20 protein-coding genes and 4 tRNA genes are annotated in these 24231 nt (G+C 33.8%); 23 read left to right on the top strand and 1 reads right to left on the bottom strand.

All coding sequences use genetic code 11. From position 1 onward, the window contains the following. The first annotated feature begins 1 nt into the window (after position 1). From MG292_RS00245 to MG292_RS00230, 4 genes are all read left to right on the top strand, one after another. Positions 2-1369, top strand: coding sequence for a RagB/SusD family nutrient uptake outer membrane protein (locus MG292_RS00245; protein WP_264532577.1), 1368 nt, complete (start codon positions 2-4; stop codon positions 1367-1369). A 119-nt stretch (positions 1370-1488) separates the two neighbouring features. Next, positions 1489-3444 (top strand): putative porin, encoded by a 1956-nt coding sequence (locus MG292_RS00240; protein ID WP_264532578.1) that lies wholly within the window; start codon positions 1489-1491, stop codon positions 3442-3444. A 76-nt stretch (positions 3445-3520) separates the two neighbouring features. Next, positions 3521-4789, top strand: a complete 1269-nt coding sequence (locus MG292_RS00235) for a DUF2851 family protein (RefSeq protein ID WP_264532579.1) — start codon at positions 3521-3523, stop codon at positions 4787-4789. A 46-nt stretch (positions 4790-4835) separates the two neighbouring features. After that, the gene (locus tag MG292_RS00230; protein WP_264532580.1) at positions 4836-5054 is read left to right on the top strand and encodes a PspC domain-containing protein; all 219 of its coding nucleotides are present in this window, start codon (positions 4836-4838) and stop codon (positions 5052-5054) included. Positions 5055-5102: 48 nt separating this feature from the next. On the opposite strand, the gene MG292_RS00225 is transcribed toward MG292_RS00230, so the two are convergent. Then, complete coding sequence (locus tag MG292_RS00225; RefSeq protein ID WP_264532581.1) at positions 5103-6563, bottom strand: APC family permease; 1461 nt, start codon at positions 6561-6563, stop codon at positions 5103-5105. A gap of 275 nt (positions 6564-6838) precedes the next feature. On the opposite strand from MG292_RS00225, the gene MG292_RS00220 reads away from it, so the two are divergent. From MG292_RS00220 to MG292_RS00130, 19 genes are all read left to right on the top strand, one after another. After that, positions 6839-7648 carry a ComEA family DNA-binding protein gene (locus tag MG292_RS00220; RefSeq protein ID WP_319799832.1) on the top strand — a complete coding sequence of 270 codons (810 nt, stop codon included), beginning with the start codon at positions 6839-6841 and terminating at the stop codon, positions 7646-7648. A 15-nt stretch (positions 7649-7663) separates the two neighbouring features. Beyond that, positions 7664-8803, top strand: coding sequence for an acyl-CoA dehydrogenase family protein (locus MG292_RS00215; protein WP_264532583.1), 1140 nt, complete (start codon positions 7664-7666; stop codon positions 8801-8803). A gap of 111 nt (positions 8804-8914) precedes the next feature. After that, on the top strand, positions 8915-9109 hold the full coding sequence (gene rpsU, locus MG292_RS00210; protein WP_264532584.1) for a 30S ribosomal protein S21: 195 nt from the start codon (positions 8915-8917) through the stop codon (positions 9107-9109). Positions 9110-9179: 70 nt separating this feature from the next. Further along, complete coding sequence (locus MG292_RS00205) at positions 9180-10076, top strand: tyrosine-type recombinase/integrase (protein ID WP_264532585.1); 897 nt, start codon at positions 9180-9182, stop codon at positions 10074-10076. Between the two features lie 36 nt (positions 10077-10112). Further along, complete coding sequence (hpf, locus tag MG292_RS00200; RefSeq protein ID WP_264532586.1) at positions 10113-10415, top strand: ribosome hibernation-promoting factor, HPF/YfiA family; 303 nt, start codon at positions 10113-10115, stop codon at positions 10413-10415. A 94-nt stretch (positions 10416-10509) separates the two neighbouring features. Further along, a tRNA-Thr gene (locus tag MG292_RS00195) sits at positions 10510-10583 on the top strand. Positions 10584-10614: 31 nt separating this feature from the next. Then, positions 10615-10695, top strand: a tRNA-Tyr gene (locus tag MG292_RS00190). Positions 10696-10773: 78 nt separating this feature from the next. After that, positions 10774-10845, top strand: a tRNA-Thr gene (locus tag MG292_RS00185). A gap of 57 nt (positions 10846-10902) precedes the next feature. Next, positions 10903-12087, top strand: a complete 1185-nt coding sequence (tuf, locus tag MG292_RS00180; RefSeq protein ID WP_264532587.1) for an elongation factor Tu — start codon at positions 10903-10905, stop codon at positions 12085-12087. A 62-nt stretch (positions 12088-12149) separates the two neighbouring features. After that, a tRNA-Trp gene (locus MG292_RS00175) sits at positions 12150-12220 on the top strand. Positions 12221-12236: 16 nt separating this feature from the next. Then, positions 12237-12434 carry a preprotein translocase subunit SecE gene (gene secE / locus MG292_RS00170; protein ID WP_264532588.1) on the top strand — a complete coding sequence of 66 codons (198 nt, stop codon included), beginning with the start codon at positions 12237-12239 and terminating at the stop codon, positions 12432-12434. Between the two features lie 11 nt (positions 12435-12445). Then, on the top strand, positions 12446-12997 hold the full coding sequence (gene nusG / locus MG292_RS00165) for a transcription termination/antitermination protein NusG (protein WP_264532589.1): 552 nt from the start codon (positions 12446-12448) through the stop codon (positions 12995-12997). Between the two features lie 67 nt (positions 12998-13064). Further along, on the top strand, positions 13065-13502 hold the full coding sequence (gene rplK / locus MG292_RS00160; RefSeq protein WP_264532590.1) for a 50S ribosomal protein L11: 438 nt from the start codon (positions 13065-13067) through the stop codon (positions 13500-13502). Between the two features lie 13 nt (positions 13503-13515). Next, positions 13516-14205 carry a 50S ribosomal protein L1 gene (gene rplA / locus MG292_RS00155; protein WP_264532591.1) on the top strand — a complete coding sequence of 230 codons (690 nt, stop codon included), beginning with the start codon at positions 13516-13518 and terminating at the stop codon, positions 14203-14205. A 22-nt stretch (positions 14206-14227) separates the two neighbouring features. Further along, positions 14228-14722, top strand: a complete 495-nt coding sequence (rplJ, locus tag MG292_RS00150; protein ID WP_264532592.1) for a 50S ribosomal protein L10 — start codon at positions 14228-14230, stop codon at positions 14720-14722. 81 nt (positions 14723-14803) lie between these two features. Then, positions 14804-15178, top strand: a complete 375-nt coding sequence (gene rplL / locus MG292_RS00145) for a 50S ribosomal protein L7/L12 (protein WP_264532593.1) — start codon at positions 14804-14806, stop codon at positions 15176-15178. A gap of 266 nt (positions 15179-15444) precedes the next feature. Further along, the gene (rpoB, locus tag MG292_RS00140; RefSeq protein ID WP_264532594.1) at positions 15445-19257 is read left to right on the top strand and encodes a DNA-directed RNA polymerase subunit beta; all 3813 of its coding nucleotides are present in this window, start codon (positions 15445-15447) and stop codon (positions 19255-19257) included. 288 nt (positions 19258-19545) lie between these two features. Then, positions 19546-23853, top strand: a complete 4308-nt coding sequence (gene rpoC, locus MG292_RS00135; RefSeq protein WP_264532595.1) for a DNA-directed RNA polymerase subunit beta' — start codon at positions 19546-19548, stop codon at positions 23851-23853. 72 nt (positions 23854-23925) lie between these two features. After that, the gene (locus tag MG292_RS00130; RefSeq protein ID WP_264532596.1) at positions 23926-24228 is read left to right on the top strand and encodes a DUF3467 domain-containing protein; all 303 of its coding nucleotides are present in this window, start codon (positions 23926-23928) and stop codon (positions 24226-24228) included. Positions 24229-24231 lie beyond the last annotated feature (3 nt).

The raw sequence follows: 24231 nt of genomic DNA, 5'->3' as shown, positions 1-24231 counted from the left end.
TATGAAAAGAATATTTATAAAAATTTTATCGGTTGTGGTTTTTTCTGCAACGATGGTATCATGCTCATCAGATTCTCTAGAGCCTAGCTTGGTTCAAAATAGAGACTTTAATTTGAACCCACCAAGTACTGTTCAAGACTTGTCACTATTGGCGAATGGAATGTATAAAAGAATGGTTGCTGTTCCTTATTATGGTAGAGATTACATTATTTATAATGAATGTAGAACAGATAATGCATATTCAAACAACGCTTCAGGTAGATTTCTAAATGTTGGCACAGGGACTTTAACAGCCTCTGCTGCTTATCCTACCGATACATGGACTCAAATATATAGGGTGATTGCGAATGCTAATTTAATTATCAATTCTTCTATTGAAGGGAGTGCTGCAAATGATTTAAAAGCCCAAGCTTTAGTAGCAAGAGCTTTAGCTCATTTTGATTTATTAAAATTGTATGGTCAACATCATGTAGCTGGACAGGGAGGAATGGATGCACTGGGTGTTCCTTATGTAAAAACATATAGAGATTTAACTCAATTGTCTCCGGCTCGTAATAAAGTTTCTGAAGTAAAACAATTCATTTATCAAGATTTAGATGCTGCTTTACCTTTGTTTGGTTCTACATTGGATTATACAAAAATTAATAAGCAATCGGCCTATGCCATTAAATCAAGAGTAGGTGTTTATTTTGGTGATTGGGCAATTGCAAAAGATGCTGCGGCTACTGCTTTAGGATTAGGAACCGCCACAATTGTTCCTCAGTCAGGATTTGTGTCCTCATTTTCTGCTGATGGGAAACAAGTTAACTCGGTATTTGAATTAGTTCAGTTATCAAATGATAATAATGGGATTAATGGGCTGTACCAGATTTATGGAGCTACAAATTATGGTGATGTAGTAATTAACACAACTCAAAACTTTCAATCTATATATGAATCTACAGACGTTAGAAACTCTGCATTTATGATAGGAACTATCTCTGGCTATGTTAGAAATATAGGTAAGTACACTAAATTAGCTACAAATACAAAAGTAATTCGTTATGAAGAAATTGTATTGAATTATGCTGAAGCACTTTTTGAGACTGGGGATGCTGCAGGAGCTTTAACACAAATTAATAGGATAACAGCACAAAGAGGAGCTACTGCATATACTACAGCAACTAAAGCCAATATATTGCTTGAAAGAAGAAAAGAATTGGCTTTTGAAGGGTTTAGGTTTGATGACAGAATAAGAAATGGTTTAGGTACACCTACTAGTCCCAAGGCTACTGCTGCTTTTGCATATGGAGACTACAGATTAGCTTTCCCAATTCCTCAGTCGGAGATAAATGGTAATCCTAATATGAAACAAAATTATAATTATTAATTATTATAATATTAATTATTCCAAAACAGCAGTAAGCAATTGTTTACTGCTGTTTTTTTTATCCCTTTATATCAATTACCTTTGCGAAGCTAATTGGAGAGATCCTATTTTATTTGCAAATGAGAATTTATCTTAAATTACTTTTTTTATTTATTTCTATTGTTGCTTTTTCTCAAAATAAAAAAGGTGCAACTGATTTTAATTCTTCATACCAGAATATGTCAGATAGTACTAAATCTATTAAGAAAAAGACAGCTACTATAGATAGGTATCGCGTAATTACTTTAGATAGAGATACTACTTATATAGACACCTCTTTGACGATCCAAAAAGAATACAGCCATAATTATTTAAGAAAAGATAATTTTGGGTTGTTACCATTTCCTAATGATGGGCAAACGTATAATACACTTCAATACAGTTTGACGGGATTTTCTCTTTACCCTGAATTTGGGTTTAAAGCAAAACATTTTAATTTTTTAGAAGCTGATCAAATTCGTTATGCTTCAGTAGCTACTCCTGTAACGGAGTTGTATTTTAAAACTACACAATTGAAAGGGCAATCAGTAGATTCTTTTTTTACTTTGAATACTTCTCCAAATCTCAATTTTTCAATTGCCTATAGAGGATTACGATCGGAAGGAAAATATATGAATCAATTGGCAAGTACAGGTAATTTTAGGTTTACCACTAGTTATAATACAAGTAATCAACAGTATAGAGCCAATTTTCATTATGTACAACAGGATATTCTCAACGAAGAAAATGGAGGGATTACTACTGTTAGTGATTTTGAAAGCGGTGATGTAGATTATAAGAACAGACAACGATTAGAAGTTTTTCTGACTGATGCTAAGTCTTTTCTTAAAGGTAAGAGGGTGTTTTTAGATCATGTTTTTAGAATAAGCACACTTTCAAAAAGTAATAATTTGTATGTAAATCACCAATTTAATTACGAAAATAAGTTTTTTGAGTACAATCAAGCAACCGTTCCTTCAACTTTAAGTGGAACTATTGTATATCGATTTGGAGATTCATTCAAAACAAGCGGAATAAATGATCAAACACATTATAATAAAATGTATAATAAGTTTGGCCTAACGTATGAAAATAGTTCTATTGGAAAGTTTCGTTTTTTTGCAGATGACTTTAGGTCAAATTATTATTACAATCAAATTTTGATTTTTGATAATAGGACAGTAGTTAATATTTTGTCTCAAAAAATTAATAATCTAGGGAGCGAATATGAATATCGTAAAAATAAATGGAATGGAAAGTTTTTGTATTCTAGATCTATTACTAATCAGTCATTATCTAATTTAGATGCCAAAATGCAATTTGATCTAGATGAGGAAAATCAATTTACATTTCAATATCAAAACATCAATAAATTGCCAAATAATAACTACAATTTGTACCAAAGTAGTTATATCGCTTATAATTGGTCAAATGATTTTAAAAATGAAAAAATCAATTCATTAGCTGCAACCGCTACTAATCCGTGGTTGAATGCCTCTTTTCAGTTTTCAGTTTTAAAGGACCATTTGTATTTTAATGATGTTTCTTCAGTATCTCAAAAATTGACACATACTCAAATCATTGCTCCAGCACAATATGGAGGAACAATCAATTATATGTCTTTGAAACTAAGTAAGGAATTTAGATCGGGTAAATTTGCCTTAGATAATACTGTGTTATACCAGAGAGTAGGACAAGATGAAGTGGTGTTAAATGTGCCAGAATTGGTCACAAGAAACACAATTTATTTCACAGATTATTTTTTCAAAAAAGCATTATATCTTCAAGCCGGTTTAATTTTTAATTATTTTACAAAATACTATGCTAACGAATATAATCCTGTGGTTGGAGAGTTTTTTGTACAAAGAGAAAAACAGATAGGTGATTTTCCTAATCTTGATTTTTTTGTGAATGCTAAAATTCAAAGAACACGTATTTATTTTAAAGCGGAACATTTTAATTCTTTATTAACGGGTAATAATTATTTTGCTTCTCCAAATAATCCTTATCGTGATTTTACCATTCGATTTGGCTTAATATGGAATTTCTTTGATTAAAATGATTTTTTTTAACAAAGTGACTTAAATCGAGTATTATTTTAGTACATTAGTTTTTCATTTAATAGCCCCCTGAATGAAAGAAGATTTTTTACACTACCTCTGGAAATTTAAAAATTTCGACACATTAAATCTTAAAACTACCAAAGGAGAAGTTGTTACAATTATTCACGTTGGATTTCATTTAAAACAAGCAGGTCCTGATTTTTTCAATGCCCAAATTATAATAGGCACTCAAAAATGGGCTGGTAGTGTGGAAATGCATTTGAAATCATCCGATTGGTATGTACATCATCATGAGCAAGATTCAGCCTATGATAATGTAATTCTTCACGTAGTTTGGGAACATGATATTGATGTATTTAGGAAGGATAATTCGGTAATTCCAGTTTTGGAATTAAATAATTATGTTAGTTCAAAAACGATAGATAATTATCAGTCATTGCGTGTTACAAAATCGTGGCTGTTTTGTGAAAATCGATTGGCTAATTTTGATGAATTTCTTTTAAGGAATTGGCAAGAGCGTTTGTTTTTTGAACGGTTAGAAAGAAAATCAAAGTCTATTTCAAACTTACTCACTCAATCTAATTCAGATTGGGAGGAAGTATTATTTGTTTTACTAGCTAGAAATTTTGGTTTGAATACTAATGGAGAGCAGTTTTTTGAATTAGCTAAATCAATTCCATTTTCAATAATTAGAAAAGAATCTTCAGAACAAATTAATATAGAAGCTTTGTTTTTTGGAAATGCAGGTTTACTCGATTCAGAAAAACAAGATGAGTATTATAAAGAGTTACATTTTCGATATTATTATTTACTTCAGAAGTATCAATTAAATAAGCCAATTCTCCCTCCAGTACAGTTTTTTAGACATCGACCAGATAATTTTCCAACAATTAGATTGTCTCAATTAGCTAATTTGTACCACCATCACTATAATTTATTTTCAAAAATAATATCGTCAAATTCTGTTGAATCAATCTATGCGCTTTTTGAAGTGTCAACTACGTCATACTGGCTAGATCATTATCAATTTGACAAAGTAAGTCCAAATAAAAGAAAAATGTTGTCAAAATCATTTGTTGATTTACTCATAATAAACACCATTGTTCCTTTTCAGTTTGCTTATGCACAAAGTCAAGGAAAAGAGAATAGCGACTATTTGATTCAATTATTACATGAGATTGCCCCTGAAAAAAATGCCGTGGTCGATAAATTTAAATTTTTTGGGATAAATGCTACTAATGCATTTGAAACACAATCTTTATTACAGTTAAAAAATGAATATTGTAATTATGGAAAATGTATGAATTGTGCTATTGGGATAGAATCGATCAAAAATTAATCCGTTAATTGAAATTTATGTAATTTTGGAATTAAATTCGATTACTTTGAATCAATTAAAATTTTTTCTAGAAAAACATGGATTTCATGTGTCGTCTCGATTAGCGGATGCTTTAGGGATGCGTGCCAGCAGTGTGCGATTGTTTTTTATCTATTTGTCTTTTGTAACAGTCGGGTTGTGGTTTGCGGTCTATTTAGTATTAGCTTTTTGGATCCGATTAAAGGATTTGATTAGAGCTAAACGAAGCTCAGTTTTTGATTTATAAAAAAGAAGAGCTCCTATTTGGGAGCTCTTCTTTTTGAATGGTTTATGTTTAATTCTGATTATTTAACCTAGAGCGACTTTTGCTATAGCTAAAATATATTACAATACCAATTAATAACCAGCACCCAGAGAATAGTTGTGCTTTAGCACTCAAATTGATAATGAGATAACTATTAATTAAAATACCACATACAGCTATTACAGGTAACGCAGGAACCTTAAACGTCCTTGTTAGGTTAGGTTGTTTAATTCGCAACATCCATACTGCGATACATACCATAGTAAAGGCAAAAAGTGTTCCAAAGCTAGTCATGTCTGCTAATTCGTTAATTGGAGTAAAAGCAGCTACAATTGATATAACAGCACCTAAAATCATTAAATTAGTTTTTGGAGTCCCTGATGCTTGATTGACTTTTGAGAATACTTGTGGAATTAATCCATCTTTGGACATGCCTAAAAATATTCTTGACTGTCCCATTATCATAACCATTAACACAGAAATTAAACCAATTGTAGCTGCTACAGTAATGATTAAACCAGCCCAACCTTGCCCAGCTATATCAAATGCATAAGCAACAGGAGCTTTAATTGCATCTGGATATTTTCCTAGCGGATTGAAGTCTTGATAGTTCATCATTCCGGTTAAAACTAGTGAAACTAAGATGTACAAAATGGTACAAATTAATAAAGAGGCAATAATAGCAAAAGGAACATCTTTTTTTGGATTGATCGCTTCTCCCGCTTGTGTTGAAACAGCATCAAATCCTACATAAGCAAAAAAGATGGCAGCAGCACCGGATATTATTCCAGTTATTCCGTAGGCACTATGAGTAGATTCTTTTTCAATAATTTGAGTTGCTTCTGGAATAAAAGGAGACCAATTGTCAATATTGATAAAGAAAGCGCCAGCAATGATTACAAATACTACTGCAGAAACTTTTAAAAGAACAATCATGTTATTAGCCTTTGCAGCATTTTGAGTTCCTTTAATCAAAATAGATATAACAAATAATACAATTAAGAAAGCAGGTAAGTTCATGGAAAAACCTTCGCCAGTATAACTCGCAGGATCGGTAGTAAGCCATTCTGGGAGTTGGATATGAAAGATTTTGAGTAATTTATTGAAATAGCCCGACCAAGAAACAGCAACAGTCATTGATCCCATAGCGTATTCCAATATTAGCCCCCATCCAATTATCCACGCAAATATTTCTCCAATCGTCCCATAGGCATAGGCATAAGCAGAGCCTTCAACAGGTAATATTGACGCAAATTCTGAATAACATAGTGCTGCGAAAACACATGCAATACCTGCAATAATAAATGAAATAGCGAGTGCTGGGCCAGCATGGTAATAGGCTCCTGTTCCTGTTAGAACAAAAATACCTCCTCCAATAATAGCTCCGACACCAATAGCTGTTAAGCTCCATTTTCCTAGAACTCTTTTTAGGTCGCTTTTTTTCATATCAGCTTCAAAAGCTGAAATAGGTTTAATTCTCCAAATTGACATGGTTGTTTTTTGTTTTAGTTATTAATTTCCAAATGTATAGTTTTTTGTAAAAAATAAAAACAATAATTGCTTTTAAAGTTATAAAAAGTGAATTATACATAGAGGTTGATTGTTTAATGAGGGAAATTTATCTATGTTTTTTCTTTTAATTCATTTTTTTCTTATTTTTAAATATCCCAAATTTTAAATTGTCCCAATCTATGAATTTCAAAAAGTGCTTCACGTATTTTAATTTTTCTAAATCACAACGATCTGGTCTTTTAGCTTTGTTAGTTTTGATTGTAGTTTTACAAACAATCTATTTTTTTGTTGATTTTAGTTGGCCAATCAAACAAAATTCTGAAAAAGAAAAATGGCTTGCAGTACAAATAGAAATAGACTCTTTAAAATCGACTATGACGATAAAAGAATCTAAATTATATCCTTTTAATCCCAATTTTATTTCAGATTATAAAGGCTATAAATTAGGAATGAATGTAAAAGAAATAGAAAGATTGTTGTCTTTTCGAAAACAAAATAAATTTGTGAATTCAGCTGAAGAATTTCAAAAAGTGACTCAAGTTTCAGATTCTTTATTAAGGGTAATTGCACCTTATTTTAAATTTCCGGACTGGGTGAACCACAAAACAAAATGGAAAACATATAATAATCCAAATTACCCCGTTTTTATAAATAAAGGAAAGCCAATAGTGATTGATATTAATATGGCTACTACCCAAGAGCTGGTTAAAGTATATGGTGTCGGAGAAGTAATTGCTCAGCGAATAGTAAGTTACAAAGAAAGTTTGGGTGCCTTTGTCGATATGGAGCAACTTAATGAAGTTTGGGGTTTGTCACCTGAAGTATTGACTAATCTAAATAAACAATTTAAAGTAAAATCTATGACCGGAATAAAAAAAGTAGATGTTAATAATGCTTCGATAAAAGAATTAGCACAATTTCCTTACTTTAAATATGCAGTAGCAAAACAAATAGTAATTTATCGGAGTATGAATGGTACTATCAATTCTGTTGATGATTTAATAAAAATTAAAAATTTTCCTGTTGATAAAGCAAAAATAATTAGTTTATATTTGGACTTTTAATCAGAACCATAAATTATGAATTTCGATTATAACGAAACACAATTACTCATTGCGCAGTCGATACGAGATTTTGCAGAACAAAACATTCGACCAAATATAATGGAGTGGGATGAAGCGCAAATTTTTCCAGTTCCCTTGTTTAAAAAATTAGGAGAAATGGGATTTATGGGAATTTTAGTTCCTGAAGAATTAGGTGGTTCTGGTTTAGGTTATCACGAGTACATAACAATTGTTGAAGAGTTGTCTAAAGTAGACCCTTCAATAGGACTGTCTGTTGCGGCACATAATTCACTGTGTACCAATCATATTTTAGCTTTTGGAAATGAAGAGCAAAAGAAAAAATGGATTCCAAAGTTGGCTTCTGGAGAGCATATTGGTGCTTGGGGCTTAACGGAGCATAACACAGGTTCAGATGCGGGTGGAATGAGTACTACTGCGGTTAGAGATGGAAATGATTGGATTATCAATGGAGCTAAAAATTTTATTACACACGCTATTTCGGGTCAAATAGCTGTAGTTGTAGTTAGAACTGGTGAAAAAGGAGATTCTAAAGGAATGACTGCTTTTGTAGTTGAAAAAGGGATGCCAGGTTTTAGCTCAGGAAAAAAAGAAAATAAATTAGGAATGCGAGCGAGCGAGACGGCAGAATTGATTTTTGATAATTGTCGAATTCCAGATGCGAATCGTTTAGGAGAAGTAGGGCAGGGATTTATTCAGGCAATGAAAGTCTTAGATGGTGGGAGAATTTCTATAGGTGCTTTGGCTTTGGGGATTGCTAAAGGGGCATATGAGGCCTCTTTAAAATATTCCAAAGAAAGACATCAGTTTGGAAAACCAATATCGGACTTTCAAGGTGTTTCGTTTAAACTAGCTGACATGGCTACCGAAATTGAAGCTGCTGAGTTGTTGTTACATAAGGCTGCTTTCTTAAAAGAAAATAATAGACCAGTCACCACACTTGGCGCTATGGGTAAGATGTATGCTTCTGAAATGTGTGTGAAAGTGGCTACCGATGCTATTCAAATTCATGGAGGATATGGGTATACTAAAGACTATCCGGTAGAGAAGTTTTACAGGGATGCTAAATTATGTACTATTGGAGAAGGAACTACCGAAATTCAAAAAGTAGTGATTTCTAGAAATATTCTAAAATAAAGCAGATTGAGTTGAGGGGATGGGAATTTTATAAATAATTTATAATTTATAATTCATAATTCATATTTTATTTATAGTTTTGCAGCCTTAACGAGAGGAGGTGTCTATATTATGTTAATTATACCAATTAAAGACGGAGAAAATATCGATAGAGCATTAAAGCGCTATAAAAGAAAATTTGATAAAACAGGAACTGTTCGTCAGTTGCGTGCACGTCAAGCTTTCATTAAGCCATCTGTAACGAATAGAATGAAATTCCAAAAGGCGGCTTATATCCAAAATTTGAAAGATAGTTTAGAAAGTTAATTTCTAAATTTATTGAAATACTAACCGTTAGTCATTAAAATTATATAATTTTGATGCTAACGGTTTTTTTATGAAAGAAAATAAAGAAGCATTTCGAGATTATTTGCAGTTGGAGAAAAAATATTCCCCACATACTGTGCAGGCCTATTGGAATGATATTGTCTCTTTTGAATCGTTTAATCTGGTTCAATTTGAACAACCAACCATAGACCAGGTTAATTATACTCAAATTAGAAGTTGGATTGTTTCTTTGGTTGATGATGATCTCTCCAATGTTTCTATTAATCGAAAAATTGCTTCGCTTAAGGCGTATTATAAATTTCTTCTTAAAACCAAACAAATAGAAGTGAATCCGCTTTTGAAACACAAAGCATTAAAGACTCCTAAAAAAATCCAAATTCCTTTTTCCGAAAATGAAGTTGATGCTGTTTTGCTGCATTTACAAAATCCTTCTGGTTTTGAAGCTATCCGAGATAAATTAATTATTGACTTGTTTTATGCTACAGGTATGCGAAGAACTGAGTTGGTTCATTTAAAGATTGCAAATGTTAATTTTGCCGCCAGTACAATTAAAGTTTTAGGAAAAAGAAATAAGGAAAGAATCATTCCAATTCTTCCGGTAATCAATTGTCAGTTTGAGAGTTATCTTTCGGAAAGGTCTAGATTGGAAAATATAATCGACTCAGAATATTTTTTTCTTACAAAAAAAGGGTTAAAAATTAATGATTCTTTTGTGTACCGATTAATAAATTCGTACTTTAGTATTGTTTCCGAAAAAACAAAAAAGAGTCCGCACATTTTGCGTCATACATTTGCAACTCATTTGTTGAATCACGGAGCCGATTTAAATTCAGTCAAAGAATTATTAGGTCATTCTAGTTTAGCCTCGACGCAAGTATATACTCATAATAGTTTGTCCGAACTTAAAAAAGTGTATAAAGAAGCGCATCCAAGAAACCAAAAATAATTCTATAATGTTTAATTGTTTAATTAATTTTAGATTATGAAGGTAAGTATTCATGCTGTCAATTTTAATGTTGATAGAAAATTGGTTGATTTTATTCAGGAAAAAATGAATAAATTAGAAAAATATTATGATAAAGTGGTTGCTTCAGATGTTTTTCTTAAGGTAGAAAAGGCTAGTGATAAGGAAAATAAATTCGTTGAAATAAAAATAAATGTGCCTGGGGATGATTTTGTGGTTAAGAAACAGTGTAAAACATTTGAAGAAGCAGTTGATTTAGCAACAGAATCATTAGAACGTTTGTTGGTAAAAAGAAAAGAAAAAATAAGAACATCGGTTTAAAATTAATTTTTTTTCAAAAAATGTTTTGAAAGAGAGATAAAATCTATACATTTGCAGTCCGTTAGAAATAGCGGACTTTTTTTTATTGGTAAATGCCGGTATAGCTCAGTTGGCTAGAGCAGCTGATTTGTAATCAGCAGGTCGTGGGTTCGAGTCCCTCTATCGGCTCAAATTTGATATATTGATAATTTAATGGTTCGGGGAGATACTCAAGCGGCCAACGAGGGCAGACTGTAAATCTGCTGTGAAAACTTCGCAGGTTCGAATCCTGCTCTCCCCACAAACAAAAGTTGATTAAGTTTCAAGTTTCAAGTTGTATAAAACATGAAACTTTAAACCTGAAACAAAAAACTTTACCGCCGGTGTAGCTCAGGGGTAGAGTGCTTCCTTGGTAAGGAAGAGGTCACGGGTTCAAATCCCGTCATTGGCTCAAAATAGAATATTTGAACACTAATAAATATATAACTAAGATTAAAAATTAAGTAAAATGGCAAAAGAAAATTTTAATCGTTCCAAACCGCACTTGAATATCGGTACAATTGGACACGTAGATCATGGAAAAACTACTTTAACTGCTGCAATCACGAAAGTATTATCTGATGCTGGTTACTGTCAAGCAAAATCATTTGATCAAATTGATAACGCTCCAGAAGAGAAAGAAAGAGGTATTACTATTAATACATCTCACGTAGAGTATGAAACAGCTAACCGTCACTACGCACACGTTGACTGTCCAGGTCACGCGGATTACGTTAAAAACATGGTTACTGGTGCTGCTCAAATGGACGGTGCTATCCTTGTTGTAGCTGCAACTGATGGTCCTATGCCACAAACTCGTGAGCACATTTTATTAGGACGTCAAGTAGGTATTCCTAGAATCGTTGTATTCATGAACAAAGTGGATATGGTTGATGATCCAGAATTGTTAGAATTAGTTGAAATGGAAATCAGAGATTTATTGTCTTTCTATGAGTATGATGGAGATAATGGTCCTGTTGTTCAAGGTTCTGCTTTAGGAGGATTAAATAATGATCCAAACTGGGTACCTAAAATTATTGAATTAATGGAAGCTGTTGATGCTTGGATTGAAGAGCCAGTTCGTGATAACGCTAAACCATTCTTGATGCCAGTTGAGGACGTATTTACAATTACAGGTCGTGGAACTGTTGCTACAGGTCGTATCGAAACTGGAGTTGCTAATACTGGAGATCCTGTTGAAATCATCGGTATGGGTGCTGATAAATTAACTTCTACAATTACAGGAGTTGAGATGTTCCGTAAAATCCTTGATAGAGGTGAGGCTGGAGATAACGTAGGGTTGTTATTGAGAGGTATCGATAAAGCTGATATCAAAAGAGGTATGGTAATCTGTAAACCAGGTTCAGTTAAACCACATGCTAAATTTAAAGCTGAGGTGTATATCTTGAAAAAAGAAGAAGGTGGTCGTCACACACCATTCCACAATAACTATCGTCCTCAATTCTATGTTCGTACAACAGACGTAACAGGTGTAATTACATTGCCTGCTGGTGTAGAAATGGTAATGCCAGGAGATAACTTAACTATTGAAGTTAACTTATTGAGTGAAATTGCATTGAACGTAGGATTACGTTTTGCTATCCGTGAAGGAGGTAGAACTGTAGGTGCTGGTCAAGTAACTGAAATTCTATAATACTTTTAAAGTATAAAATTCAAAAGCCAGTAATGTTTCTCATTACTGGCTTTTATTAACAAACGGGCGTAGTTCAAGGGTAGAATAGCGGTCTCCAAAACCGTTGATGGGGGTTCGAATCCCTCCGCCCGTGCAAAATATATATCATAATGACAAAAGTTGTTAATTACATATCGGAAGCATTCGAAGAGTTAAAGTCTAATGTAACTTGGCCATCTTGGTCAGAAGTTCAGCGTTTGACAATTATTGTTGCTGTTTTTTCAGTTGTATTTGCCTTGGCAACTTGGGGGGTAGATGAATTTTTTGCTAAAGCATTAGCTGGATTTTTTAACTGGATAAAAGCTTAATTCTTTTTGCGATGACAGATAATAATATCAAAAAATGGTATGTTGTTCGCGCGGTAAGCGGTCAAGAGAATAAGGTGAAAACTTATATTGAGACTGAAATCGCTCGTTTGGGAATGGGAGATTATGTTTCTCAAGTATTAGTCCCAACAGAGAAGATTGTAACTGTTAAAGATGGTAAAAAAATAGCCAAGGATAAAGTGTATTTTCCTGGTTATGTTATGATTGAAGCTAATTTAGTTGGAGAGATTCCACATATAATAAAGTCTATTACTAGTGTTATTGGGTTTTTAGGAGAAACTAAAAACGGGGAGCCAGTTCCTTTACGAGTAGCAGAAGTAAATAGAATGTTAGGTAAAGTAGACGAGTTAGCTGTTTCAACAGATACTCAAGCAATACCGTTCAGCTTAGGAGAAACAGTGAAGGTTATTGACGGGCCTTTCAATGGTTTCAATGGTACAGTTGAAAAAATAAATGAAGAAAAGCGTAAACTTGAAGTAATGGTGAAAATTTTCGGAAGAAAAACACCTTTAGAGTTAAGTTTTATGCAAGTTGAAAAAGTATAATTTTTTGTTACATCTATAATAACCATTACAATTGCTTCCAATAATTGTAATGTTAAATTTTTTAAAAATGGCTAAAGAAATTGGTAAAGTAGTTAAACTACAAGTTAAGGGAGGTGCTGCGAACCCGTCGCCACCGGTTGGACCTGCTTTAGGAGCTGCTGGGGTAAACATCATGGAGTTTTGTAAGCAGTTTAATGCTAGAACTCAAGATAAACCTGGCAAAGTATGCCCAGTGGTAATCACTGTGTATAAAGACAAATCATTTGATTTTGTCGTTAAGACTCCTCCAGCGGCCGTTCAGTTAATGGAAGCTGCAAAGCTTAAATCTGGTTCTGGTGAGCCTAATCGTAGAAAAGTAGCTAGCGTTACTTGGGAACAAATTAGAACTATTGCTGAAGACAAAATGCCAGACTTAAACGCATTCACTATTGAATCTGCTATGAGTATGGTTGCTGGAACAGCTAGATCTATGGGTATAACTGTATCAGGAGAAGCTCCTTTTTAATTAAAAGAAAGACATGGCAAAATTGACAAAAAAGCAAAAAGAGGCTGCTTCAAAAATTGAAAAGAACAAACTATATACTTTGAGAGATGCTGCGGCGTTGATTAAAGTTGTAGCTTCTGCAAAATTTGATGAGTCTGTTGATATCGCAGTACGTTTAGGTGTTGATCCTAGAAAAGCGAATCAAATGGTTAGAGGTGTTGTAACATTACCTCATGGAACAGGAAAAGATGTACGAGTATTAGCTCTTGTAACACCTGATAAAGAAGCTGAAGCTAAAGCAGCTGGTGCAGACCACGTTGGTTTAGATGACTATCTTCAAAAAATAAAAGATGGTTGGACTGATATTGATGTAATCATCACTATGCCTGCTGTTATGGGTAAATTGGGTCCATTAGGTCGTGTTTTAGGACCTAGAGGTTTAATGCCAAATCCAAAGACAGGTACGGTAACTATGGATGTTGCAAAAGCAGTTCAAGAAGTTAAAGCTGGTAAAATCGATTTTAAAGTTGATAAAACTGGTATTGTACATGCAGGTATAGGTAAAGTATCTTTTGATGCTGATAAAATCTATGACAATGCACACGAAATTATTCAAACATTAATCAAACTTAAACCAACTGCTGCAAAAGGTACCTATATTAAAGGTATTCACCTTACAAGCACAATGAGTCCTGCAATTGCATTGGATCCAAAAGCAGTATAATTGGTAGTTAATAATTTTTAGTATGACTAGAGAAGAAAAATCAATCGCGATTGAAGATTTAACTGCACAGTTAGCTGGTACAAATGTTATTTATGTATCTGATATTTCTGGATTAAATGCAGAGACTACTTCAGACTTAAGAAGAGCTTGTTTTAAAGCAGGTATTAAATTAGAGGTTGTAAAAAATACATTGCTTGCAAAAGCAATGGAAGCTTCTGATAATGATTATGGTGATTTACCATCAGTTTTAACTGGTAATAGCGCTATTTTTATTGCAGATATAGCAAATGCACCTGGAAAAATTATTAAAGATTTCAGAAAAAAATCAGATAAGCCTGTATTAAAAGGAGCTTATATTAATTCTGAAGTTTACATTGGAGACGATCAGTTAGATGCTTTGGCAACTATCAAATCGAAAGAAGAACTTATTGGCGAAATCATTGGATTACTTCAATCACCAGCACAACGAGTTATTTCTGCTCTTCAAAACCACTTCAAAGACGAAGAGGTTGCTTAATTAAGCTTGGCTTTAATTAAGTGTAGAAAACGCGCACAATATAAATTATATTTTACAAATCATTTTAAAACGATAGAAAAAATGGCAGATTTGAAACAATTCGCAGAACAATTAGTTAATTTAACAGTAAAAGAAGTTAACGAATTAGCAACAATATTAAAAGATGAGTATGGTATTGAGCCTGCTGCTGCAGCTGTAGTAGTTGCTGCTGGTGGTGCTGGTGAAGCTGGTGGTGCTTCTGAGCAATCAGAATTCACAGTAGTATTGAAAGATGCTGGTGCTTCTAAATTAGCAGTTGTTAAGTTAGTAAAAGAACTTACAGGTTTAGGTTTGAAAGAAGCTAAAGATGTAGTTGACGGTGCTCCAAGCAACGTTAAAGAAGGTGTTTCTAAAGAAGAGGCTGAAGGTCTTAAAAAATCTTTAGAAGAAGCTGGAGCTGTTGTTGAGTTAAAATAACTTTTACATAGTTTTAGAACAAGGTTTAGGTCTTGAGTAGTAACACTCGATGACCTAAACCATTTTTCGTATAATAAAATTATAGCCAATTTTATTATAAATTAAGTTTAAAATACGAAAAAGTTTTTGATCAATACGAAGAAAAAAAACCGACTAATTCGTTTAGTTTGTTTTTAAAGATGTGTTGGTTACAAAAAAGAAAGTATAAATTAAACAGTGTTTTTGCACAAAAAATTACTTTTTTTAAATCAAAATTTTGTCCATCGATGATAACAAATCAGACTGAAAGATTGAATTTTGCCTCTACAAAAAATATTCCTGCATATCCAGATTTTCTTGATGTTCAGGTGAAATCATTTAAAGATTTTTTCCAATTGGAAACTAAATCTGATGAAAGAGGCAACGAAGGTTTATATAACACCTTCATGGAAAACTTTCCAATCACAGATACAAGGAATAACTTTGTATTGGAATTCCTCGATTATTTTGTTGATCCACCACGTTATACAATTCAAGAATGTATAGAAAGAGGTCTTACCTATAGTGTGCCTTTAAAAGCAAGGCTAAAATTGTATTGTACAGATCCAGAACACGAAGATTTTGAAACTATTGTACAAGATGTTTATCTTGGAACAATTCCTTACATGACGCCAAGTGGTACTTTTGTTATCAATGGTGCTGAACGTGTAGTTGTTTCTCAATTACATAGATCACCTGGTGTATTCTTTGGACAATCATTCCATGCTAATGGGACTAAATTATATTCTGCCAGAGTAATTCCTTTTAAAGGTTCTTGGATAGAATTTTCTACTGATATCAATAGCGTAATGTATGCTTATATCGATAGAAAGAAAAAATTACCAGTAACTACTTTATTTAGAGCTATTGGTTTTGAAAGAGATAAAGATATCCTTGAAATTTTTGACCTTGCTGAAGAAATTAAAGTTTCTAAAACGGGGCTTAAAAAATATATTGGTAGAAAATTAGCAGCACGTGTATTAAATACTTGGCACGAAGATTTCGTGGATGAGGATACAGGTGAGGTAGTTTCTATCGAACGTAACGAAATTATCCTTGATAGAGATACTATTATCGACAAAGATAATGTGGAAGAGATTATCGATTCTAACGTTAAATCTATTTTGTTACATAAAGAAGATGCTAATCAAGGAGATTACGCTATCATTCATAACACCTTACAAAAAGACCCAACAAACTCTGAAAAAGAAGCTGTTGAGCATATCTACAGACAATTGCGTAATGCAGAACCGCCTGATGAAGAAACTGCTCGAGGTATTATCGATAAATTGTTCTTCTCTGACCAACGTTACAACTTAGGTGAAGTAGGTCGTTACAGAATGAACAAAAAACTTGGTTTGGATATTCCTATGGAAAAGCAAGTGCTTACCAAAGAAGATATCATTACCATTGTTAAATATTTGATTGAATTAATCAACTCTAAAGCAGAGATTGATGATATAGATCACTTATCAAACCGTCGTGTTAGAACAGTTGGTGAACAATTGTCTCAACAATTCGGTGTTGGTTTAGCTCGTATGGCTAGAACTATTAGAGAGAGAATGAACGTTAGAGATAACGAGGTGTTTACACCTATTGATTTGATTAATGCAAAAACATTATCATCAGTAATCAACTCTTTCTTTGGAACGAACCAATTGTCTCAATTTATGGATCAAACGAATCCATTGGCTGAGATTACACACAAAAGAAGATTATCTGCACTTGGACCTGGTGGACTTTCAAGAGAAAGAGCTGGTTTCGAGGTTCGTGACGTTCACTATACACACTATGGACGTTTATGTCCTATTGAAACTCCAGAGGGACCAAACATTGGTTTGATTTCATCTCTTGGTGTTTATGCAAAAGTGAATGGTATGGGATTCATTGAGACTCCTTACCGTAAAGTAACGAATGGAGTTGTTGATTTAGAATCAGCTCCTGTTTACTTAAGCGCTGAAGAAGAAGAAGGTATGATGATTGCACAAGCAAACATTCAAATGGAAAATTCAGGAAAAATTACTGCTGATAACGTAATTGCACGTCAAGAAGGTGATTTCCCTGTTATTGAACCATCTAATGTACATTATACTGACGTTGCTCCTAACCAAATTGCATCGATTTCGGCTTCATTGATTCCTTTCTTGGAACATGATGATGCGAACCGTGCCTTGATGGGATCTAACATGATGCGTCAAGCAGTACCATTGATTCGTCCAGAAGCTCCAATTGTTGGAACTGGTTTAGAGCGTCAAGTAGCTTCAGATTCTAGAGTATTAATTAATGCTGAAGGACACGGAACAGTAGAATATGTTGATGCTAACATCATAACTATCAAATACGATCGTTCTGAAGAAGAAAGAATGGTAAGTTTTGATGCTGATGAGAAAACATATAATTTAATTAAATTTAGAAAAACTAACCAAGGAACAAGCATTAACTTGAAGCCTATCGTAAGAAAAGGAGATCGAGTAGTTCCAGGTCAAGTTTTATCTGAAGGATATGCCACTCAAAACGGAGAGTTAGCTTTAGGTAGAAACCTGAAAGTAGCCTTCATGCCTTGGAAAGGGTACAACTTTGAGGATGCGATTGTAATTTCTGAGAAAGTAGTTCGTGACGATATCTTTACCTCTATTCACGTTGATGATTATTCATTGGAAGTGAGAGATACTAAATTAGGTAACGAAGAATTAACGAATGATATTCCTAACGTTTCTGAAGAAGCTACTAAAGATTTGGATGAAAACGGTATGATTAGAATTGGAGCCGAGGTAAAACCTGGTGATATTCTTATCGGAAAAATTACACCTAAAGGGGAATCAGATCCTACTCCAGAAGAGAAATTGCTTCGTGCAATCTTCGGAGATAAAGCAGGTGATGTTAAAGATGCGTCATTGAAAGCATCTCCTTCGTTACACGGTGTTGTTTTGGATAAAAAATTATTCGCAAGAGCGGTAAAAGACAAACGTAAGAGAACACAAGATAAAGACGCTTTAGACAAACTTGAGTTAGAATTTGAAACTAAATTTGTTGAGTTAAAAGACAAATTAGTTGAAAAATTATTCTTGATTGTTAATGGAAAAACATCTCAAGGTGTAATGAATGATTTGGGTGAAGAAGTTTTACCAAAAGGTAAAAAATACACTCAAAAAATGTTATATGCTGTTGAAGATTTTGCTCACTTAAGTAAAGGTCAATGGGTAGCTGATGAGGCTACTAATAAAATGGTTAATGATTTGATTCATAACTATAAAATTAAATTGAACGATTTACAAGGTGCATTACGTAGAGAGAAATTCACTATTACTGTTGGAGATGAATTGCCATCAGGAATCTTGAAATTAGCGAAAGTATATATTGCTAAAAAACGTAAGTTGAAAGTTGGGGATAAAATGGCGGGTCGTCACGGTAACAAAGGTATTGTTGCTCGTATCGTTCGTCATGAAGATATGCCTTTCTTGGAAGACGGAACACCAGTTGATATCGTATTGAATCCACTTGGGGTACCTTCTCGTATGAACATTGGTCAGATCTATGAAACCGTTTTAGGATGGGCTGGAATGAATTTGGGTAGAAAATTTGCTACTCCAATTTTTGATGGTGCTTCTTTAGACGAAATCAATGCTTTGACTGATGAAGCAGGTGTACCACGTTTTGGACATACTTATCTTTATGATGGAGGTACTGGAGAACGTTTCCACCAAGCTGCAACAGTGGGTGTTATCTATATGTTGAAATTAGGACACATGGTAGATGATAAAATGCACGCACGTTCTATCGGACCATACTCGTTGATTACACAACAACCATTGGGTGGTAAAGCTCAATTTGGAGGTCAACGTTTTGGAGAGATGGAGGTTTGGGCTCTTGAAGCTTATGGAGCATCAAGTACACTTAGAGAAATCTTGACTGTTAAATCTGATGATGTTATTGGTAGAGCTAAATCTTACGAAGCAATCGTTAAAGGTGAGTCTATGCCAGAACCAGGATTGCCAGAATCATTCAATGTATTAATGCATGAATTGAAAGGTCTTGGTTTAGATATCAGATTAGAAGAATAGTTTTTTGTTTCAAGTTTCAGGTTTCAAGTTGTAAACCTGAAACTTTAAACTTGAAACAAGTTATTAATAAGTTTTTAAAGATTTATACCCGTAAACCGTTCCGATTTTTTATTGAAGCTTTAGGCTTTTATAACTAGCACTTCAAAAATTGCGTTTGAAGTTTAGAGAAGTAATTCGAGGTATTAGCTGAATGGTTTATTGTTTATGGAGTAATACAATTGCAAAATAAAAGTAAATCATAAATCTAAAATCAATTTTTTAATTGCAAATAAATCAATAGTAAAAACTATGATGAATAATAGAAATAACAAAGACAAAAACCAAGTTAAAAGGTTTGACAAGATTTCGATAGGACTTGCTTCTCCTGAATCTATTTTAAAAGAATCAAGAGGTGAAGTATTAAAGCCTGAAACTATCAACTACAGAACGCACAAACCAGAGCGTGACGGTCTTTTCTGCGAAAGAATTTTCGGTCCTGTTAAGGATTTTGAATGTGCTTGTGGAAAATACAAAAGAATTCGTTACAAAGGAATTATTTGTGACCGTTGTGGTGTAGAAGTTACCGAGAAAAAAGTACGTAGAGATAGAGTAGGACACATCAACCTTGTGGTGCCAATTGCTCATATTTGGTATTTCCGTTCTCTTCCAAACAAAATTGGATACATCCTTGGATTGCCATCTAAGAAATTAGATATGATTATTTACTACGAAAGATACGTAGTAATCCAAGCAGGTATTGCTAAAAATGCTGAAGGAGAACCATTACAAAGATTAGATTTCTTGACAGAAGAAGAGTATTTGAATATTTTAGATACACTTCCAGCTGACAATCAATATTTAGACGATTTTGATCCAAATAAATTTGTTGCCAAAATGGGAGCAGAGTGTATTATGGATTTATTAGCACGTATCGACTTAGATGAATTATCATACAGTTTACGTCATAGTGCGAATAATGAAACCTCTAAACAACGTAAAACAGAAGCTTTAAAAAGATTACAAGTAGTAGAGTCTTTCCGTGAGTCTAACTTGAACCGCGAGAATCGTCCTGAGTGGATGATTATGAAAGTAGTTCCTGTTATTCCACCAGAATTACGTCCGCTTGTGCCACTAGATGGAGGTCGTTTTGCAACTTCTGATTTGAATGATTTATACCGTCGTGTAATTATACGTAACAACCGTTTGAAAAGATTGATGGAGATCAAAGCTCCTGAAGTAATCTTGAGAAACGAAAAACGTATGTTACAAGAATCTGTAGATTCACTTTTCGATAATACTCGTAAAGCTTCTGCGGTTAAAACAGAATCAAACAGACCATTAAAATCATTATCGGATTCATTAAAAGGTAAACAAGGACGTTTCCGTCAAAACTTACTTGGAAAACGTGTAGATTATTCTGCTCGTTCAGTAATTGTTGTTGGACCTGAGTTGAAATTATTCGAATGTGGTATCCCAAAAGATATGGCATCTGAATTATACAAACCTTTTGTAATCCGTAAATTGATTGAAAGAGGAATTGTAAAAACGGTTAAATCTGCTAAAAAAATAATTGACAAAAAAGAGCCAGTAGTTTGGGACATCCTTGAAAACGTAATTAAAGGACACCCAGTATTACTGAACCGTGCTCCTACTTTGCACCGTTTAGGTATCCAAGCGTTCCAACCAAAATTAATTGAAGGAAAAGCAATCCAATTACACCCTTTAGTGTGTACGGCATTCAACGCGGATTTTGATGGTGACCAGATGGCGGTTCACTTGCCATTAGGACCAGAGGCAATTTTGGAAGCACAATTATTAATGTTGGCTTCTCACAATATTTTGAACCCTGCTAATGGAGCGCCTATCACGGTACCTTCTCAAGACATGGTTTTGGGTCTATATTATATGACCAAAGAGCGTTTATCAACTCCTGAGCATAAAATTTTAGGTCAAGATTTGACTTTCTATTCTGCTGAAGAGGTAAACATTGCATTAAACGAAGGACGATTAGAATTGAATGCTCGTGTAAAAATTAGAGCAAAAGATTTTAATGAAAATGGAGAGTTGGTTTACAAAATAATCCAAACTACTGCAGGTCGTGTATTGTTTAATGAAGTAGTTCCTGAAGCTGCTGGATATATCAATGATGTATTAACTAAGAAAAACTTAAGAGATATTATTGGTCACATTTTAAGTGTTACTGATGTGCCTACAACAGCTGCTTTCTTAGATAATATGAAAGATATGGGATACAAATTTGCCTTCAAAGGTGGTTTGTCATTCTCATTAGGTGATATTAGAATTCCAGAGCAAAAAACTAAATTAATTGCAGATGCTAGAGAGCAAGTTGAAGGTATTTCTGCTAACTATAACATGGGTCTTATCACCAATAACGAACGTTATAACCAAGTTATTGATGTGTGGACATCTACTAATGCTCAATTAACAGAGGCAGCAATGAAAAACATTAGAGAAGACCAACAAGGTTTTAACTCAGTGTACATGATGCTTGATTCTGGAGCAAGGGGATCTAAAGAACAAATCCGTCAGTTAACTGGTATGCGTGGTTTGATGGCTAAGCCTAAAAAATCGACTGCTGGTGGTGGTGAGATTATTGAAAACCCGATTTTGTCTAACTTTAAAGAAGGTCTTTCTATCCTTGAGTATTTTATTTCTACTCACGGTGCTCGTAAAGGTCTTGCAGATACGGCTCTTAAAACTGCGGATGCAGGGTATTTAACAAGAAGATTACATGATGTTTCTCAGGATGTTATTGTTAATCTTGATGATTGTGGAACATTGAGAGGTGTTGAAGTTTCGGCTTTAAAGAAAAACGAAGAAATAGTAGAAACTTTAGGAGAAAGAATCCTTGGACGTGTAGCATTACAAGATGTTGTAAATCCATTAGATAATGAAATTCTAGTTGCTGCAGGACAAGAAATAACAGAAACAATTGTAAAAGCAATTGAAGCTTCTCCGATTGAAAAAGTAGAGGTTCGTTCTCCATTAACTTGTGAGGCATTAAAAGGAATTTGTGCTAAATGTTATGGTAGAAACTTAGCTACTGGAAAAATGACTCAAAGAGGTGAAGCAGTAGGAGTTATTGCTGCACAATCTATTGGAGAGCCTGGTACACAGTTAACACTTCGTACCTTCCACGTTGGAGGGGTAGCAGGAGGTATTTCTGAAGAATCAAGCATTGTTGCTCGTTTCCCAGGAAAACTAGAAATCGAAGATTTAAAAACAGTTAAAGGAGAAGATAATGAAGGAAACGCAGTGGATATTGTTGTTTCTCGTTCTACTGAATTGAAATTAGTCGATGAAAAAACAGGTATTTTATTAAGTACAAATAATATCCCTTACGGTTCAAGTATTTTTGTAAAAGACGGTCAGTCTGTTGCAAAAGGAGAGGTAATCTGTAAATGGGATCCATATAATGGAGTTATTGTTTCTGAGTTTACTGGTAAAATTGCTTACGAAGATTTAGAACAAGGTCAAACTTATATGGTTGAAATCGACGAACAAACTGGTTTCCAAGAAAAAGTTATTTCTGAAGCAAGAAACAAAAAATTAATTCCTACTTTATTAGTATATGGTAAAGACAATGAATTAATTCGTTCGTATAACTTACCAGTAGGAGCCCACTTGATGGTTGACGATGGTGAGAAAATTAAAGCAGGTAAAGTATTGGTGAAAATTCCTCGTCGTTCTTCTAAATCAGGAGATATCACAGGAGGTTTACCAAGAATTACAGAGTTGTTAGAAGCTCGTAATCCTTCAAACCCAGCTGTAGTTTCAGAAATCGACGGAGTTGTTTCTTTCGGAAAAATCAAACGTGGTAATCGTGAAATCATCATTGAGTCTAAATTTGGTGAAGTGAAGAAGTACTTGGTAAAATTATCAAGTCAAATTTTAGTTCAAGAAAACGACTTTGTACGTGCTGGAGCTCCACTTTCAGATGGTGCCATTACGCCAGATGATATTTTAAGAATTCAAGGTCCAGCGGCTGTTCAACAGTACTTGGTGAACGAAATTCAAGAAGTATACCGTTTACAAGGGGTTAAAATTAACGACAAACACTTTGAGGTAGTAATTCGTCAAATGATGCGTAAAGTTCAAGTTCAAGATCCAGGAGATACTTTATTCTTAGAAGATCAATTGATTCATACTAAAGATTTTATCTTAGAAAATGATAAGTTATATGGTATGAAAGTAGTTGAAGATGCTGGAGATTCAGAGGTGTTGAAACCAGGACAAATCATTACGCCACGTCAATTACGTGATGAAAATTCATTGTTGAAACGTACCGATAAGAACTTAGTTGTTGCTCGTGATGTAATTACAGCAACTGCAACTCCAGTGTTACAAGGTATCACAAGAGCTTCTCTTCAAACAAAATCATTCATTTCTGCAGCCTCTTTCCAAGAGACTACTAAAGTATTAAACGAAGCTGCTGTTGCAGGTAAAGTAGATAATTTAGAAGGATTGAAAGAAAATGTAATTGTAGGTCACAGAATCCCTGCAGGTACAGGTATGAGAGAATACGATCACACGATTGTAGGATCTAAAGAAGACTACAATGAAATGATGGCTAACAAAGAAGAGTATATATATTAATTCAAAAAAATAAAGATTCAAAGGGTGTAACACTACACTCTTTGAATTCTTTACTTTTTTAATCTTTTTGATATGACAGAGCAACAAGAACAAATCAATATTGAGTTGGATGAGCAAACAGCCGAAGGAATTTATTCCAATCTAGCGATTATCAATCATTCTTCTTCCGAATTTGTATTGGATTTTGTGAGCATTATGCCAGGAATTCCAAAAGCTAAAGTAAAATCTAGAATTGTGTTGACTCCACAACATGCTAAAAGATTGTTGAAAGCCATTGGAGAAAATATTCATCGTTTTGAAGTCGCTCATGGCGAAATCAAAGACACTGAACAAGCTCCAATTCCATTGAATTTTGGTCCTGCGGGACAAGCTTAAATA

The organism is Flavobacterium keumense (genome assembly GCF_029866485.1).
Taxonomy (GTDB): domain Bacteria; phylum Bacteroidota; class Bacteroidia; order Flavobacteriales; family Flavobacteriaceae; genus Flavobacterium; species Flavobacterium keumense.
Note: the sequence above shows the minus strand (reverse complement) of the source record. Positions and strands in the feature narration are given on the sequence as shown.

Coding starts and splice junctions, on each gene's coding strand:
- MG292_RS00245 (WP_264532577.1), top strand. CDS start 2: ATGAAAAGAATATTTATAAAAATTTTATCGGTTGTGGTTTTTTCTGCA.
- MG292_RS00240 (WP_264532578.1), top strand. CDS start 1,489: ATGAGAATTTATCTTAAATTACTTTTTTTATTTATTTCTATTGTTGCT.
- MG292_RS00235 (WP_264532579.1), top strand. CDS start 3,521: ATGAAAGAAGATTTTTTACACTACCTCTGGAAATTTAAAAATTTCGAC.
- MG292_RS00225 (WP_264532581.1), bottom strand. CDS start 6,563: ATGTCAATTTGGAGAATTAAACCTATTTCAGCTTTTGAAGCTGATATG.
- MG292_RS00215 (WP_264532583.1), top strand. CDS start 7,664: ATGAATTTCGATTATAACGAAACACAATTACTCATTGCGCAGTCGATA.
- rpsU (WP_264532584.1), top strand. CDS start 8,915: ATGTTAATTATACCAATTAAAGACGGAGAAAATATCGATAGAGCATTA.
- MG292_RS00205 (WP_264532585.1), top strand. CDS start 9,180: ATGAAAGAAAATAAAGAAGCATTTCGAGATTATTTGCAGTTGGAGAAA.
- hpf (WP_264532586.1), top strand. CDS start 10,113: ATGAAGGTAAGTATTCATGCTGTCAATTTTAATGTTGATAGAAAATTG.
- tuf (WP_264532587.1), top strand. CDS start 10,903: ATGGCAAAAGAAAATTTTAATCGTTCCAAACCGCACTTGAATATCGGT.
- secE (WP_264532588.1), top strand. CDS start 12,237: ATGACAAAAGTTGTTAATTACATATCGGAAGCATTCGAAGAGTTAAAG.
- nusG (WP_264532589.1), top strand. CDS start 12,446: ATGACAGATAATAATATCAAAAAATGGTATGTTGTTCGCGCGGTAAGC.
- rplK (WP_264532590.1), top strand. CDS start 13,065: ATGGCTAAAGAAATTGGTAAAGTAGTTAAACTACAAGTTAAGGGAGGT.
- rplA (WP_264532591.1), top strand. CDS start 13,516: ATGGCAAAATTGACAAAAAAGCAAAAAGAGGCTGCTTCAAAAATTGAA.
- rplJ (WP_264532592.1), top strand. CDS start 14,228: ATGACTAGAGAAGAAAAATCAATCGCGATTGAAGATTTAACTGCACAG.
- rplL (WP_264532593.1), top strand. CDS start 14,804: ATGGCAGATTTGAAACAATTCGCAGAACAATTAGTTAATTTAACAGTA.
- rpoB (WP_264532594.1), top strand. CDS start 15,445: ATGATAACAAATCAGACTGAAAGATTGAATTTTGCCTCTACAAAAAAT.
- rpoC (WP_264532595.1), top strand. CDS start 19,546: ATGATGAATAATAGAAATAACAAAGACAAAAACCAAGTTAAAAGGTTT.
- MG292_RS00130 (WP_264532596.1), top strand. CDS start 23,926: ATGACAGAGCAACAAGAACAAATCAATATTGAGTTGGATGAGCAAACA.